The sequence below is a fragment of the Pseudomonas sp. JQ36 genome, assembly GCF_053851495.1.
In genome coordinates this window covers 1,674,631-1,691,096 of sequence record NZ_CM132642.1, presented here as the reverse complement: position 1 = coordinate 1,691,096, position 16,466 = coordinate 1,674,631, and the positions used below count along the sequence as shown (strand labels likewise).

Below are 16,466 nucleotides of genomic sequence, written 5' to 3'. Positions count from 1 at the left end.
CTGCCACTGGTGCCTTGGGTGCCGAAATGCTTGAAGGGATTCAGAATGATAAGAAGGTTCCGGCTTGAGCAAAAAGGCCGCTACGAGAAGCTGGTAATAGCTCAACGTTTGTCGGACATGGTGGACAATTACCTGGATGGGCGCCCTGCACCGCTGCAGATCGGTGCCGAACAAGGTGGTATTGGTGAATGGGATGACGTGGTCATCTACCATGCGGATGAGCATTACGATCACTTCCAGATCAAGCGGCAGACGACCCCCTTCAGCGATAAGCACATCGATAAAGCCGATTACATCAAGTCCTATAAACCCAAGGCCAGCAGCAAGACAGCAGCAAGTGCAACGCCAGTTGTCCCGCCCGATAGCGCCATCGATTCTGAGCTTGATAAGGCCATGAAGAGCTTGTCTGCCTGGACTATCACACCCCAGTCTAAGCAGCCGCCAGCCCGCGCTTTTTCACTCATCCTGCTCGGCTTGGAAGTTGTCATCAAGGGCAAGCCAAGTGACTTCATCACCGCCAATCACCTGCATGAGTTTTGTCGACTCTGCAAGCAGGACGGTCTTGATCTGGCTGCCCTATCTAGCCGCCCCGATACCCCAACACAAAACGTCTATAAATGGTTGACGACTTGGTGTGGCTTTACCGACTGGGAACATGTTCGACAAACCATGCGGACACTCACGATCCATGCCGTAGGGAGCGAAGAGAACCTTGAAGAGCGTGCGTGCGAGTCGTTAGGAAGGCACTTTAATAATTCGCGGGCAACCCTTGAGAAGCTGGTGGGGTACATTTCTACAAGTACCACGGATGTTAACGCCATCAGCTGTCATGCGATGGCCAACCATCTCAAAGACGCACGCCGGTCAGATGCTGTGACTTGGACGCAATACCTCATGAAACCGCAGGCTGGATCCAGTTGGATGGTCGCCGGCACCCACAACTTGAATGGTACGACGAGCTTGCCAGCGGCCCATGCTGCCACGGAAGTTGTCGGTCACCACTGGACAGCGGGCGGTAACAACAGAAGGCTGCGGTTGCACGCTACCTATTGCCCACCTACGCCAAATACCGTGGCCCTCCCCTCGGCCATCCTTCGCCTGGCCTTGCACTTGAAAAGCGGGAGCCATTGCCTGCTTCTGGATGAACCGCTTTGGCGCCAAGGCGCTGGTAGTGAGTTGGGTAGAACGCTTGGGATCAGCGAGAGTGACCTTGATGAGCTTCCTTGGATAGACAATTCAGAGGTGCTGTCCTGCGCGTCGGGTCGCGAAATCTCGTCGATCCTGGAGACGCGAGAGGAATCTTCAGCACTTCATCGGGCAATGAACGATCTTGTGTGGGAACAGCTACAAGCTCGCATCACGACCAGGTTGAACTCGGTATCCGACATGTCATTACTGGCAGCATTGGAACCGAAGTGGCGCTCTTGGGCCGCTGAGCTAACAGCGGACGCCGCTGCGCGTGAGTCACTGTTAGAACAATTCATGTACCCCAAAACAGAAGGCTTAGATGGGAAACACGCGTTGCGCGTCGGGCCTCGCACTGCAGACCTGCTGGAAACTGCCATTCTGATGCTGCTTCTGGTTTGCGTCGCAATCGGTAACGACGATGGCAATTGGCGCGGAATCCCTGACGTTGGGGATGTTCTCAGCATTGCGTTGCAGAACTGGTCAGGCGCTTCAGGCGATCATGGCGGCGCTAGGCCCGTTGCCGATGACCTGATGGCCATTTTGGGGCCTTCACCGGCGTCGGTAGTCATTCTAGCGGGTGTCGAAGGGTCTCCCACGAGCCTGCTCGAGTCCGGTATGGCTGATGATTTTGAGACCAGTAACAGCATGGCTGCAGAGCGCCAGCCCAGATTGCTGGTGACACGATTTGGGGTGCTCAAGCACCTGCGTACCGGGACACTCGCCCAGCTACAACTGCATTTCAAACGTCATTGGGATGCTTGGCGCAACGCGCGCGAAGCAGCAATCGAAGCTCATGGGGAAGGACACTGATCATGCTGACACTACAGGAAGTGGCTAGCGCAATCATTCAGCGTGTAGAGGGTCGGTACGACGTGTGTCCCCGGGAAGTAAGGGAGCTCATGCTGCCTGAGGTCGACTACGACTCGCATGTTCTTCGACTCAAGCGCTCCCACATCGAACGGGCAGGCTGGCGGACGGTTCTGCTCATCGAGCTTCCACTGACGGCCCTGCAAGCTGCCAACCAATGGGCTGCCGATGTCCGGGATGTGCTGCCCGAACCTGAGACTGCAGACCTCTATATGTTTCTGATGATCAGCGGTATCGCCAAGGATGACGCTGCGCGGATTGAGACTGATGACAGATTTTGCCGCAAGGTTGTCGTGCGCGAATCTGAGGCAGCTGGTGATTTTCTTAATCGGACATTCTTGGCAGCCTTGGATCCTGCTGACGATGTCGAGACGCTGAGCGATCCATTAGTGTCGGCGCTGAACACGCTGTCCAATGCGCACCCTTGGTCTGCTCCACATATCGCGGCTTGGAAAGCGGAACTTCTGAGCAACCAAAACGGAGCGGATGTGGTGCGTTTTTTTAGTGATTCGCTGGGTGAAAGCGAGGTGCAGTCGTGAGTAAGTTGAATTCCATCACCCTGTCGAACCTGCGCAAATTCGGGTCTGACGTCACCATCGAGCTGAGTCCTGGAGCGACTATTTTGCTCGCACCCAATGGTACTGGCAAAACTACGGTTTTCGAGGCGATCGAGTTTGGTCTAACCGGAAAAATTGCGCGTCTCCGTGACGACCTTGCTCACATCATTCGTGATGATCAGACGGCAGCGACAGTCAGTCTGAACTTTTCTGAGCTAACTGCGACATCACGCGTGACTGCCGCGGGCAAGGTCAGCCGGGACGGAGACTTGAGCAGCGTCTTCCCTAATGTGTCCGTAAATGACATCCCATTCTTGCTGCGTCTAACTCACCTTTTAGATCAGAGGGAGAATGGGTGGATTGTCAATGCGGAAGAAAAGGAAGCCGGATCCCAGTTGGCGAAGCTGCCGATTGGCCGCGACGGCTCTAAAGCACGCGCTAACCTAGCTGCCGCACGACGGTCGCTGACGGAGCAAAAAGCCCGAGCAGAAGAAGTGCTCATTGGGCATGAGGCTGATTTGAACGAGTGGATTCGCCTGCTTGAAGAGCGCGACTTCGCTGCTGCGGGTGCAATAGGTGCATTGCGTCCGCGCGATCGAATTGCGGACATTCTCTCTGACGTTGCAAACCAGACGCAAAGCCTGAGTCAAATTCCGCCAGGCTTGTTGACCGGGACTGTCAGCCAGGAGGAGCTGACGATTGCACACTCTGCACTGTCCGAGATTTTGCAAGGGAAAGTCGAGCGGACTCGGGCGCATATTTCAAGTCTTGCCTTAGTAAACGATCTTGTTGAAAGCTTTGTTGCGGCGCAGGAGCAGCTCGAAAAGCTTAACGAAGACCTCACGGCAGCGAGTCAGACGCTCGATAAACACGCAAACACGAGGGCTGACGGCAATGCTGCATTGCGGGAGCATCAGGCCAGTATCCACTCTGCGCAGCAACAACTTACCAGTATTGGGCAGCAACTTGAGCGCCTAGTTGGAGAAACCACAGCCAAACAGGAGATCGCTCACCGGAATGACGCGTTGACATCAGCGATTGCAGCCCTAAGCGAGGCTGAAGAAGATTCTCGTGTACTTCGCGAGCAGCATGAGCGCAATCAACGCGTTCGCAACCAGCATGCTCAGATTGACATCCAGCTTCAGGGCATCAACCAGACCGAGCAACGCTTGGACGAGGGTCGAGTAATGCTTGCCGACTGGCAAGCCACTGAGAAACGGATCAGCGAGGTTGCCCAGCAAATCACCGCTCTCGAATTGCTCATCGATAAACAGAGCATCGATCGGGATGCCGCACGTTCCTCGTATGAGGCGTGTAAAGCTGCTGAGGCCGCTGCCCGATCACATTATGAGATGCTCAGTTCTTCCGTCGACGCAATCCGTCAGGCCGTTGCATCCATAGCGCAACATCTTCCGGCTGACCAAGATCAATGCCCGCTTTGCCTGGAACCGCATGGTGCAGCCAAGCTTCAGTCCCGTGTGGCTCAAGCCCTTGAGGCGATCAATCCGAGGTTGACCGCAGCTGAGCAGCAATTGCGAGCTGCGGTGGAAGCGTTGACAGCCAGTGAGGTTGCGGTTGAGAAAGCGCAGCAAACACTAGATCTCAGCCGAGACGAATTGAGGGCTTTGGAGTCCAGCCGCCAGGATCTAGGACGACACGTTACGCAGTTTCGTATCGATCCGATTTTGGCTAGTGACTCGCTCCCGTTAGCAAGGGAGTCGCTCAGGCAGCAACTCGATAGTATTGCTCCTGCCAAAAAGCGTTTGACTGATCAGCGAGCGGCTTTGGACGCTCTCCCTACCCCAGAAGTCTTTGAACAAACCGAGGGGGCCTTTAGCTCTGCACAGCACATGCTCGACTTGGCCCGAGTTCAACAAAGCGAAGCGGCTACACGACTGGATCAAGCAGTTGCCGCACTGGCCGCGCTCACCTCTGGAGAACCGCTGGCTCATACACTTGGGCAACTCACTGCAGAAAAAGCGCAGCTGGAACAGCAGATCAGCGATCTGAACGGGAAGGTTGAGACTGTGCAATCCGCCCTAGACACCCAGCAGCATCAGTTGGTTGTGTCATCAACCGCAGTCCAAGGGATAGAGGAAGACATCAGAAGGGTTCAAAAGCTCCTTCTTCAGTTCCGGGCGAGCTGGCAAGAGCAAGAGTTGACCGGCGACCCACTTGCAGAAGCTGCGCAAGCCCGCGAAGCGACGCTGCGCGCTACGTTGACCCTCCTGGAGGGCTATGTTTCAGCACTCGAAGGCATTGGGGTGGAGATATCTGCTTGGGCCAAGCTGAGCGAATCACAACTGGCTCAGCGGTTGATTGATGCTCAGCGTCTTGACCGATCAGAAGAGGCCTTCGAAGCGTTCCTCAATGAGAGCATCAAAGCGGCACGCTCCAGCTTCTTGCGGTTGTCCTTGATCTCGGACGCGATGGATTTGCTGGACGGCTCACTCAAAAAAGAAATTGAGAACGTTCAGAAGCATGTTGGCAAGGTGGTACCCCGCTGGCAGTCGCTGCTCAAGCGTGTCGTACGAGAGTCCAGGTTCCACGAGGCAAGCCTGAAATTCTTCAACTCGTATAACAAGGATCGTGCCGGCGTTTCGGTACCGCTTGGCAATAAAGCGGTACCGGTACCTGATATCGCGAGTGAGGCACAGTTGACGGACCTTCAACTGACCTTCCTGCTCTCAATGGCTATGAGTCATCAGTGGTCTCCTTGGAAAGCACTGTTATTGGATGACCCGACTCAGCATCACGACCTAGTACATGCCTCTGCAGTTTTCGATTTGCTGCGAGACTACATCGTTGATCATGGTTTCCAGGTCGTTATCGCTACCCATGATGCTCTGCAGGCTCGTTACTTCCTGCGCAAGCTGCAAAACGATGGAATTGAGGCCAAAATCTGGACGCTCGTGCCGACTGAAGATGGCGTCACTGCGCAAGCAGGGAGCTGGAAACAGCGCATTCAATAATGCAGATATCGTTTCGGGCGTCGATTTAAATACAAGCTGAGCGTGAACTAAGCCCTAACGGAGGTTGGGTTTCGTGCAGCGGTAGCTACGCATATATAGATTCGCCATTTTGGGGCCGAAAGCAGCTCTTGGGGAATGACTGCTTCTGGCCGATAGCTGCCAGCCAAAGTTAACTATTTCCAACTCAGCGCAGACATTTCAAGGGATGGCGTTGGATTTTCTCCAGACGTCATTCAAGCCGTTCTTTCGCCATCTTCACGTCCGGTTTTCAAAATCCCTCGTGGCTCGATCATCAATTTTGATAACCGGATGGAATTCACCGGTACTGAATTCCATCCGGTCATCGCGGCCCCCGCACCTGACTCAAGTGGGGTTGCTGAACCAGCAATCACAAATACCAGCGATACTCCCGCGCACTGATCTCCTGCATGAATGCCAGGTGATCCTGACGCTTGTTCTCGCAATACACGTCGACGAACTCGGCGCCCAGTCCTGCGCGCAGTTGTGGCTGATGCTGCAAGGCGCGCACCGCGTCGAGGATTTCCGTCGGGAAATCGATGCCGCTGTTGCGATCGTCGTTGAGTGGCGGGATCGGTTCCTTGCCTGACTCCAGACCATGTTCCAGGCCCACCAGAATTGCCGCCAGCACCAGATACGGGTTGGCGTCGGCGCCGGCCAGACGGTATTCGATGCGCAGGTTTTTCGTGTCTGATTCGGGGATGCGCAGGCAGGCGTCGCGATCTTCGTAACCCCAGCTCGCCTTGGTCGCGGTGTTTACCGTGCCGCTCAGGCGGCGCATGGCGTTCTGGTTTGGAGCGAAGATCGGCATGCTGTGCGGCAGTAGATCCAGGCAGCCGGCCACCGCATGGCGCAGCGGCTGTTGGTGATTGGCCGCCAGCAGGTTGTTGCCGGCCGCGTCGTACAGGCTGACATGCACATGCATGCCGCTGCCCGGATGCTCCACGTACGGCTTGGCCATGAAGCTGGCGCGGTAGCCATGCTTGAGCGCGACCCCACGGGTGCTGCGACAGAACAGCGCCGCCCAGTCCGCAGCGCGCAAGCCGTCGTCCAGATGGCCAAAGTTGATTTCGAATTGGCCCGGGCCCAGCTCGGCGGTGATCACCGTGGCGTCGATGCCCTGAGCTCGCGTTGCTTCAACCATTTCGTCGAGCACCGGGGCGAAACGCGACAAGCGTTCGATGTGCATGTTCGGCTGATCATCGGCGTCGTCGGTCAGCTCGTCCCGAGGGAATTGCGGCAGCCCGTCGCGAAGTTTTTTGTCGAACAGATAGAACTCCAGTTCGAAGGCCACCACCGGATGAATACCTTTGCCCGCCAGTCGGTCGAGTACCTTTGCCAGCACCTCGCGGGGTTCGAATTCGATCGGTTTGGCGGTGCCGTCGGAGGTAATCAGCATCTGCCCCAGCGGCTGCGCTTCCCATGTCACGGGCTTCAAAGTGCCGGGCACCAAGCGGCGCACGGCGTCCGGGTCGCCGTCGTTGAAGCAGTAATCGCCAATCTTGAACAGACCGCCCTGCACGCCCAGCAACACACAGTTCTGAGGCAGCTTCAGTGCGCTGCCCGCCGCGACTTTTTCGAGCATGTCCACCGGATAGCGCTTGCCGTAAAAATGCCCCGGAATGTCCAGGGAAATCAGGTCGACATAACGCACCTCGGGGTAGCGTTGGCGAAACGCGCGCACTTCGGCGAGCAGGTCAGAGCAGACAGCGTCCATCGTGTTCATCCTTTGTTGTTATCAGGTGTAGACCCAAAGCACGCGGGTGAGCTGCCCGGTGAGGTTGCCGTAACGGCAATGGGTATGACTGTCGAATTGAAAGCTGTCGCCGGCCTTTAAGGTCACCGGCTCGTCGTCGTTGCCCAGCCACAAAGTCAGTTCGCCTTCGAGCACGTAGCCGCCCTGATCCGAGCTGTCGCTCATGTGCCGGTCACCACTGCTCGCGCCCGGTTCCAGATGACTTTCGAGCATCGAGAACGAGGCGCGCATCTGCGGCGACACCAGAATGTCGGTGATGCCGTTGGCGTAATACAGCGTGCGGCGTTCGTCAGGACGGGTGACCCACGGTAACTCCTTGGGCTTGGGCAGACTGTAGAAATAGGTGGTCGGCACGCCGAGGGTTTCGCTGATCGCGGTGAGATCGGCCACGGTCGGGCGCGACAAGCCACGTTCGACCTGCGAGAGAAAACCCACCGAACGGCCGATTTTGTCGGCCAGCTCTTTGAGGGTGTACTTCTTGTGCTTGCGCAGGTCGTGGATCAGGATCGCCAGCGCGGCGATTTCTTCTTGCTTGTTCATGGTCAAAATCTCATCAAATGCTGTCGCGCAGCCGATACCAGGCCTTTCCGATGGCCTCCAGCGGCGCTGCGAAGTGCTTGCCGCCGGGGAAACGACCATTGCTCAGGCCCTGATACAACGCCAATTCATCAGCCTCGCCGAGAATAGCCTCGGACACCGCTCGCGCGGCGGCCAATGTCGGCAGCACGCCGTGGCCCGAATAGCCCTGCAGCCAATAACGATTGCCCTCGCCGCCGACATCCGGCGTACGGTTCATGGTCAGATCGATATGCCCGCCCCAAGCGAATTCCACCTCGACGCCTTTTAGCTGCGGAAACACACGCTCGAGAAATGGTCTTGTTGCCGCAGCGATGTCTTTGGGCATACCGCCCAGATAAGTGCAACCACCCCCGAACAACAAGCGGTTGTCCGGCGTGCGACGGAAGTAATCGAGGACGAACTGGTTGTCTGTCACGCAGACGTTGCTCGGCAGCAGCGCAGTGGCCTGCTCCGGTGTCAGCGGTGCGGTGGCGACTTGATAGGTGCCGACCGGCAGGATGCAGCTGGAGAGGTGCGGGTAGAGCTCATCGAGATAAGCGTTGCAGGCCAGCACCAGCACGTCGGCCTTCACCGAACCGCGCTCGGTATTGACCCGGAAACCGTTGCCCTCCTGCTGATAACTCAACGCTGTGCTTTGCTCATGAATACGCCCGCCGGCACGTTCGATGGCGGCGGCCAGCCCGAGCGCGAGTTTCAGCGGATTGAGGTGCGCGCCTTCGGCGTCGTAGAGGCCGGCCTGATAGCGTTCGCTGGCGACCCATTGCGGCAGGTCTTCACGGGGGATGAACTGCAGACCGTCGTGGCCCCATTTGTGGCTGGCTTCGTGTTGCCACTCAGTCAGCAGGCTGACTCGACGCGGCATCACCGACGTCCACAAATGGCCGGGGCGATAGTCGCAATCGAAACCATGCCGCCCGGGCAATTCACGCAGCTCCTGTGCGGCCCAACGCATGCCGTCCCATAGACGCCGGGCGCGCTCATGTCCGAGCGCGGCTTCCAGCGGCGGCATGTCGCACGACCAACCCAGAATCGCTTGCCCGCCATTACGCCCCGACGCCGCCCACGCCACGCGACTGGCTTCGAGCACGGTGACGCGCTTGCCGGCCAGGGCCAGACGCAACGCGGTGTGCAGCCCACTGAAACCGGCGCCGATGATCACCACTTCAGCGTCGTGCGCACCTTCCAGCGCCGGCCGTGTGCTGAGGATATCGGCGCAACTGTGGGCGTAATAGCTGGCGACATGCTGCTGGGATTGCTGAAACATTCGGCGCCTCATGAAATTTATTTCTTATAATTTCATGAAAATCTACAGAACAATTTTCATAGCGACAAGCAGCAAAGCGTTTTCACCCGTTATCACGGTCGGCGTAACAGCTGGATGTTTCGCACCTCAGGATTGAGGTGCTACAGCGGCAGCTCAACCCGAGCCAGCAAACCACCACCGCTGCGATTGCTCAATGTCAGTTCGCCGCCCTGCTCGCGCACAATCGCCCGCGCCGCCGACAGCCCGAGCCCGACACCACCGGTTTCCCGGTTGCGCGAGGTTTCCAGGCGAAAAAACGGATCGAACACCCGCTGCAACGACGCTTCGGGAATCCCCGGCCCGTTGTCGCTGACGTCGATGCAGACGCTGTAACCGTCGCTGCTCAGCGCAATGGCCGGCTGCTGCGCGTACTTCTCGGCGTTTTCCAGCAGGTTGACGATCACGCGCTTGATCCCCAGCGGCCGGCCCTCGTAGACCAGATGCGCCGGGCCGTGGAAGTCGATGGCGATGTTCTGGTCGCGATAGTCGTCGATGATCGTCTGCAGCAATTCCGACAGGTCGAACGCGGTGCTTTGCTCCGGCTGAGTGTCTTCCCGGAAGAACGCCAGTGCCGCGTTGATCATCGACTGCATTTCCTCGATGTCGCGGATCAGTTTGCCCTGATGATCAAAGTCCTCCATGAACTCGCTGCGCAGGCGCATGCGGGTCAGCGGTGCGCGCAAGTCGTGGGAAATCGACGCGAGCATGTGAGTGCGTTCGCTGATGTAGTGCTGAATCTGCGCCTGCATGGTGTTGAAGGCGATGATTGCCTGGCGGATCTCGTCCGGGCCTTCGACCTTGATAGGTGGCGCACGCAGATCACCGCCAAAACGGCGGGCGGCGCTGGCAAAGCGTTGCAGCGGTTTGGCCAGTTGCTGCGTGGCCAGCCAGGCCACCAGTACGGTGGCGATCAGGCCGAGGGCGATGATGATCGCGATGCGTGTGCCTATGTCCAGGCCCCAGGAACGTTCGGGCGAAGAGAACAGCAACCAACTGGCATCCGGCAGTTGAATCAGCGCCGCGTAGCGGCCCAACGGGCTGTCGCTTGGCCAGTCAGCGGGATTGAACACCCGAATGTCTCGCTCATCGCCCAACAACTGATGCAACCCCGACGTCTTGTTGGCGACGAGCTGCGTACCTCCCGCTGGCAATCCGAGTTCGTCGCGTTGCGCACTCCAGGTCACCTCCTGCGTCGGGCCGGTTGCCGCGTGCGCCAGTTTCGGGCGTAAAGGCGCCGGTGCAGCCTCGATCACCTTGACGGTGGCCGCGATCTGCTCCAGCAACCCGGTGCGTTCAATCGGTGGTCGCGCCCAGGTCCCGGCAACCTCCACGAACAAAAAATTGAGCGCCAGCGAAGCGAGCATGGCCGCGACGATGGTCAGCGCGATCCGCCGACTCAGCGGATCACGGCGCAGGAAGCGACGGATCATGAACGAGTGACCTTGGCGGTGAACATGTAACCGCCGTTGCGCACGGTGCGGATCAGGTCCGGGCGCTTACTGTCCGGCTCGATCTTGCGGCGCAAGCGGCTGACCTGCACGTCGATGCTGCGATCAAAGGCGTCGTGGCCCTGACCGCGAGACAGGTCGATCAATTGTTCGCGGGTAAGAATGCGCTGCGGGTGTTCGAGAAACACCACCAGCAGGTCGAACTCGCCACCGGACAGCGGAATCATCACGTTTTCCGGAGAACGCAGCTCGCGACAAGTGATATCCAGATGCCAACCGGCGAAGGCGATCACCGGCCGTGACGGCTCGCTCGCGGGGCTGACCTGCTCACCGGCGCGGCGCTGCACGGCGCGCAGGCGAGCCAGCAATTCACGCGGGGCGAACGGTTTGGTGACGTAGTCATCGGCGCCCAGTTCGAGGCCGACAATCCGGTCGCTCAACTCGCCCATGGCGGTCAGCATGATGATCGGAATGCCCATTTGCGCCCGGACTTTCTGGCACAGGCTCAGGCCACCCTCGCCGGGCAGCATCAGGTCGAGAATGATCGTGTCCGGGCGTTGCTGGGCAATCGCCGCCCACATTGCTGCGCCATCGGCGGCGACATCGACCTCGTAGGCGTGCTGGACGAAGAACTTCTTCAGCAGGGCGAGAATTTCCACGTCATCGTCGACGATCAGCAGTCTGCTCACGGGCACAGGATCCTCAGGCCAAAAAAGAACGCATCTAAAACTATTCTGGCGGGCGGGTCATATATTTCAATCGAGCAACATTCCGTCGTCCCGGACATCAAGCGGACATTCTGCGGCAAAACCCCTCAGGCACCCTGCACGCCATCGACAACCGGGGGGCTTTCAATGAGCGCATTGCACAACCGTTATACCGCCGAGGGCCACGACGCCCGCTATCCGTTGATTCTCAGCCAGCGCACCAGCGCGCCTGAGCAGGATACGCCGCTGTTGTTCCAGGAGTTCTGCCTGGGCCTGTCAGATGATCAAAGCCGTATCGTCCTGCGCCGCTATTTCGAGCAGTACGGCCCCAGCGATTCGCAATGGGTGGAGTACGTGCATTCGATTCCGACCGCCGACCTGATCCAATGGATCATGAGCCACGGCCAGTTGCACATCGAATGCTCGGACAACACCCCGCCGCTCTCCTCCCCAATCACTGCCCGCGCTTGAACGACGCGGAGCAAAAGCGCAAAACGAGGATTCGCATGATCAGAAGCCATTGCTTGATGTCGGTGCTGTGTACGGCGTCCCTCAGCCTGTCGGCCTGCAGCAGCAAAACCGTCGAACCGCAGAAGTACACCGGATTTCTGCACGATTACAGTGTGCTCAGCGAGCGCCAGTCGCCATCGGGGCAGACGGTACTGGGTTGGGTCAGCCCGGCGCTGGCGCGGGGGCGTTACACTCAGGCCTATCTGGCGCCCAGCCAGTTCTACCCCAGCGCTGCACCGACCGAGCGGATCCCGCTGAGCACGCTGTCCGGCGTCACCGACTACTACGACGCCGCCCTCAGGCTGGAACTGGGCAAGGTCATGCACCTGGTGTCGCAACCCGGCCCGAACACCCTGACCGTCAGACCGGCGATCACCCGCGTCGCCGCCAGCACCCAGGGCCTGCGCTTTTATGAATGGCTACCGGTGACCCTGGTTGCCGCCGGCGTTAGCACCGCCACAGGCATCCGTGACCAGGACAGTGAAATCACCACCGAAGTCTCGTTCGAAGACGGCTCAACCGGCGAAGTGGTCGCCGAAGTCGTGCGCAAGGGCATCGGGCTGCCGCTGGAAAACGACCAACAGGTGCTGACCGCCGATGACGTCAAAGGCGTGCTGGATGGTTGGGCCAGTGATCTGGGCAAGTCGTACGCGGCGATTCGCAGGTGACGCAGCGCAAGCAGCGGCGGACGGTTAATTGACCAGGCCAATAAAGAGCCGGTGCCTGGACAAAGCAAGTCATGAGGCCTCAAGGCCAGTGCCCCCGGCTCACCCCTCCAGCATGCCGTGACACAACAGCTGCAACACCCCGCGCATGTGCGAGGCATGCGCAGACCGGTCCGGCACTTCCTGGGTGGCCAGACGAATAAACGCCATATTCGCGTACTGGTTGAACAACGTCGCCGCCACATCGAGATCGACCGTCGCCCGCACCTTGCCCTGCACCTGAAAATGCCCGAGCAGCGCCTTGGTCTCTTCGATCACCGCCGCATTCCACGGGCTCAAGGCCTGAGCCAGTTCACCCGTGAGCAGAAACGGCGCCAGTTCACGCCACAGCGAGGCCGGCATCGCTTGCAGTTGATAGTCGGTCATCAAGCCTTCGAACTCACACAATGCCTCCAGCGGATCACTGTCGTCGTCGAGATTGGCGCGGGCATCGCGCATGGCCTGCTCGTCCGGCTGTTTGAGCAAGGCCAGCAGAATCTCCTGCTTGCCACCGAAATAATTGACCACCGTCGGCGCGGACACCCCGGCCTGATTGGCGATCTGCTCCAGCGTGGTCGCGCCGAAACCGTTGCTGATGAACAGCTCAAGCGCTGCCTGCGCGATGACTTCTCTGCGCTGTTCCTTTTGCCGTTCTCTGAGCCCGCTCATGGTGCTGATGTCCTGTGGCGCTGATGTTCCGAAGCCTACGGATTTCTTTTTTCATCGACAAATATTTTCTTTACAAAAATATTTTTAAGTGACAAATATTGGCCGTGCACCGCTGGAATGAACGCGCACCCACTTGCCCCGTTTCTCTGGAGAACCGCCATGTCCGCCGAATTCGATCCGACCCGCAGCACCCGCGATTACCAGGCCGCCGACGCCGCCCACCACATTCACGCGTTCGTCGATCAGAAAGCCCTCAACGAGGAAGGCCCGCGGGTGATGGTCAGCGGTGATCGCCTGGCGCTGTGGGACAACGACGGCAATCGCTACCTGGACGGGATGTCCGGCCTGTGGTGCACCAACCTCGGTTACGGACGCAAGGATCTGGCCGCCGCTGCCTCTGCGCAGCTGCAACAACTGCCCTACTACAACATGTTCTTCCACACCACTCACCCGCAGGTGATCGAGCTCTCCGAGCTGCTGTTCAGCCTGCTACCCAAGCACTACAGCCACGCGATCTACACCAACTCCGGCTCCGAAGCCAACGAGGTGTTGATTCGCACCGTGCGCAAGTTCTGGCAGGTGATGGGCCAGCCCGAGAAGAAAATCATGATCGGCCGCTGGAACGGCTACCACGGCTCAACCCTCGCCGCGACGGCGCTGGGAGGCATGAAGTTCATGCACGAAATGGGCGGCACCATCCCCGACGTCGCGCACATCGACGAACCGTACTGGTTCGCCCACGAAGGTAACCTCAGCCCGGAAGAATTCGGCCTGCAGGCGGCTCGGCAACTGGAAGACAAGATCCTCGAACTGGGCGCCGACAAGGTCGCCGCGTTCGTCGCCGAACCGTTTCAGGGTGCCGGCGGCATGATCATTCCGCCCGCCACTTACTGGACGGAAATTCAGCGTATCTGTCGCCAATATGACGTGTTGCTGTGCGCCGACGAAGTCATCGGCGGTTTCGGTCGCACCGGCGAATGGTTCGCGCACCAGGCCTTCGGTTTTGAACCGGACACGCTGTCGATCGCCAAAGGTCTGACCTCCGGCTACATCCCCATGGGCGGGCTGATCCTTTCGCGACGCATGGCCGAGGCGCTGGTGGAAAAAGGCGGCGTGTTTGCCCACGGCCTGACCTACTCCGGGCACCCGGTGGCGGCTGCGGTGGCGATTGCCAACCTCAAGGCGTTGCGCGATGAAGGCGTGGTCACTCAGGTAAAAAATGACACCGGCCCGTACCTGCAGAACTGCCTGCGCGAAGTGTTCGGCAACCATCCGCTGGTGGGTGAGATCCAAGGCGTCGGACTGGTGGCGGCGTTGCAGTTCGCCGAAGACAAAACCACCCGCAAGCGTTTCGCCAACGAGAACGACATCGCCTGGCGCTGCCGCACCATTGGCTTTGAAGAAGGCTTGATCATTCGTTCGACGCTGGGCCGGATGATCATGGCCCCGGCGCTGATCGCGACGCGGGCGGAGCTGGATGAACTGGTCGACAAAACACGGATCGCCGTGGATCGCACCGCCCGCGAGTATGGCGTGCTGTAACGCATACCCCTTGTAGGCCTTCGCCTGCTCGCGATAGCGGTGTGTCATTAACATCGATCTAAACTGATCGACCGCTATCGCGAGCAGGCGAAGGCCTACAACGGAATCAGGTATGCCTTGAACTCAGCACATCAGCTCAATCCAGCCCGGTTGATAGTGCCCATCATCGGAGACTTTCCCTGATTGTCGGTCTCTCACGATGGCTTCCTCAACACCCCAATTTGCGCTGTTGGCCCTGCTGTGCGCAGCGACCGATACTGTTTTCGCCAATGACTTCTTCAACGATGCCAAAACCGAAGTGCTCAGCCGCAACTTCTTCCTGAGCAACGACTACCGCTCGCCCTCTCCCTCCGGCAAAAACTATAAACAGGAATGGGCCCAGGGTTTTATCGGCACGTTCACCTCTGGCTACACACCGGGCACTGTCGGACTCGGCATCGATGCCCACGCCTTTCTCGGCCTGAAACTCGATGGCGGCAAAGGACATTCCGGCACGGGGCTGTTGCCGGTCGACAGCAATGGTCGCAGTGAACCGAACTACTCCAGCGCTGGCGGCGCGTTCAAACTGAAAGCTTCGCGCACCACCCTAGCGTTTGGCGAAATGACGGTGGAAACGCCGGTGTTCGACACCTCGGACAAGCGCCTGCAACCGGAATACGCCACGGGCCTGCTGCTCAACAGCCAAGAAATCGACAACGTTAACTTCACGGCCGGCCGCTTCAGCGCATTCAAGAATCAGGACAGCTCCTCAGGCCGCGGCGACTTTTATGGTTACGGCGCCAACACCGAGGCCGGCGGAATCAGTTTTTTCGGCGCCGATCTGTTCGGCGACAGTCCGGTCGGTGGATCGCTTTACGCCTCAGACCTGACTGACACCTGGCATCAGTACTACGCCAATCTGCATTTCAAACAGTCCGGCCTGTTGCTCGACGCCAACCTCTATCACACCCGCGATACCGGTCGCGCGCTGGCCGGGGCGATCGATAACACCGCGTTCAGCCTGTCCGGCAAGTACAGTTTCGGCCCGCACGCGCTCATGCTCGGCTGGCAACGCATCAACGGCGACACACCGTTCGACTTTGTGGGTGGCGACTCGATCTATCTCGCTAACTCGATCAAATACGCCGACTTCAACGGCGCCGGCGAACGCTCCTGGCAAGCACGCTACGACCTTGACCTCGGCGCCTTCGGCATCCCCGGCCTGACCTTCATGACCCGCTACGTCTCCGGCAGCCACATCGACGGCACTCACGCGCCCAAGGGCGGCGCGTACAACCCGTTCGATGCCGAAACTGGTGACTATCAGCCGCAGCAGGGCGCAGGCGGCAAACATTGGGAACGGGATATTGATCTGAAATACATCGTGCAGTCGGGTGCGGCGAAGGATCTGTCGGTGCAGTTGTCGCACGTCTCGCACCGGGCCAACGAGGCGCAGGCCGGGGATGATATCGACCGGATTTATGTGGTGATTCAGTACCCGCTGGGGTTCTGATGGCCGGTAATTAAACCCGGACTCAGACCCGACGTCGCCCTGCGAATCCATCGACTCAAAAAAACTCCACGAAGCCGCCGACAGCGAGACCCTGCTGGGCACTCAGCAAGTCGTGATGCTCGGCGAACTGACCGGCAACCGCGCCCTCGACAAC

At 59.0% G+C, this 16,466-nt stretch carries 13 protein-coding genes; 7 read left to right on the top strand and 6 right to left on the bottom strand.

The window, feature by feature from the left end; all coding sequences use genetic code 11:
- Positions 1-45: 45 nt before the first annotated feature.
- Genes ACS4NR_RS07545 through ACS4NR_RS07535 form a run of 3 tightly spaced genes read left to right on the top strand, consistent with a single transcriptional unit; the run spans position 46 to position 5,584 of the window.
- Positions 46-1,998 carry an ABC-three component system protein gene (locus tag ACS4NR_RS07545; protein ID WP_456019572.1) on the top strand — a complete coding sequence of 651 codons (1,953 nt, stop codon included), beginning with the start codon at positions 46-48 and terminating at the stop codon, positions 1,996-1,998.
- Positions 1,999-2,000: 2 nt separating this feature from the next.
- Complete coding sequence (locus ACS4NR_RS07540; RefSeq protein WP_456019571.1) at positions 2,001-2,594, top strand: ABC-three component system middle component 1; 594 nt, start codon at positions 2,001-2,003, stop codon at positions 2,592-2,594.
- Positions 2,591-5,584, top strand: coding sequence for an AAA family ATPase (locus ACS4NR_RS07535; RefSeq protein ID WP_456019570.1), 2,994 nt, complete (start codon positions 2,591-2,593; stop codon positions 5,582-5,584). Before ACS4NR_RS07540 ends, ACS4NR_RS07535 begins: the two co-directional genes overlap by 4 nt.
- 388 nt (positions 5,585-5,972) lie before the next feature.
- Here the strand turns inward: ACS4NR_RS07535 and ACS4NR_RS07530 are convergent, their stop codons facing one another.
- The 5 genes from ACS4NR_RS07530 to ACS4NR_RS07510 all read right to left on the bottom strand — a co-directional run bounded on the left by ACS4NR_RS07530 (position 5,973) and on the right by ACS4NR_RS07510 (position 11,377).
- Entirely contained in the window at positions 5,973-7,319 is a 1,347-nt protein-coding gene (locus ACS4NR_RS07530) for a glutamine synthetase family protein (protein WP_095135720.1), read from the bottom strand.
- A gap of 21 nt (positions 7,320-7,340) precedes the next feature.
- Entirely contained in the window at positions 7,341-7,898 is a 558-nt protein-coding gene (locus ACS4NR_RS07525) for a helix-turn-helix domain-containing protein (protein ID WP_456019569.1), read from the bottom strand.
- Between the two features lie 13 nt (positions 7,899-7,911).
- Positions 7,912-9,201, bottom strand: coding sequence for an NAD(P)/FAD-dependent oxidoreductase (locus ACS4NR_RS07520; RefSeq protein WP_456019568.1), 1,290 nt, complete (start codon positions 9,199-9,201; stop codon positions 7,912-7,914).
- A gap of 140 nt (positions 9,202-9,341) precedes the next feature.
- Positions 9,342-10,670 (bottom strand): ATP-binding protein, encoded by a 1,329-nt coding sequence (locus ACS4NR_RS07515; protein WP_456019567.1) that lies wholly within the window; start codon positions 10,668-10,670, stop codon positions 9,342-9,344.
- On the bottom strand, positions 10,667-11,377 hold the full coding sequence (locus ACS4NR_RS07510) for a response regulator (RefSeq protein WP_027614282.1): 711 nt from the start codon (positions 11,375-11,377) through the stop codon (positions 10,667-10,669). Before ACS4NR_RS07510 ends, ACS4NR_RS07515 begins: the two co-directional genes overlap by 4 nt.
- A gap of 165 nt (positions 11,378-11,542) precedes the next feature.
- On the opposite strand from ACS4NR_RS07510, the gene ACS4NR_RS07505 reads away from it, so the two are divergent.
- Entirely contained in the window at positions 11,543-11,866 is a 324-nt protein-coding gene (locus ACS4NR_RS07505) for a hypothetical protein (RefSeq protein ID WP_095135713.1), read from the top strand.
- Positions 11,867-11,901: 35 nt separating this feature from the next.
- A complete protein-coding gene (locus ACS4NR_RS07500) occupies positions 11,902-12,573 on the top strand; it encodes a DUF3313 domain-containing protein (protein WP_456019566.1) in 672 nt (223 codons plus the stop codon).
- Between the two features lie 99 nt (positions 12,574-12,672).
- Here the strand turns inward: ACS4NR_RS07500 and ACS4NR_RS07495 are convergent, their stop codons facing one another.
- Positions 12,673-13,278, bottom strand: coding sequence for a TetR/AcrR family transcriptional regulator (locus ACS4NR_RS07495; RefSeq protein ID WP_456019565.1), 606 nt, complete (start codon positions 13,276-13,278; stop codon positions 12,673-12,675).
- Between the two features lie 159 nt (positions 13,279-13,437).
- Between ACS4NR_RS07495 and ACS4NR_RS07490 the strand changes: the two genes are divergently transcribed.
- Both ACS4NR_RS07490 and ACS4NR_RS07485 read left to right on the top strand, forming a co-directional pair.
- Complete coding sequence (locus ACS4NR_RS07490; RefSeq protein ID WP_456019564.1) at positions 13,438-14,820, top strand: aspartate aminotransferase family protein; 1,383 nt, start codon at positions 13,438-13,440, stop codon at positions 14,818-14,820.
- 199 nt (positions 14,821-15,019) lie between these two features.
- Positions 15,020-16,312 (top strand): OprD family porin, encoded by a 1,293-nt coding sequence (locus ACS4NR_RS07485; protein WP_456019563.1) that lies wholly within the window; start codon positions 15,020-15,022, stop codon positions 16,310-16,312.
- Positions 16,313-16,466 lie beyond the last annotated feature (154 nt).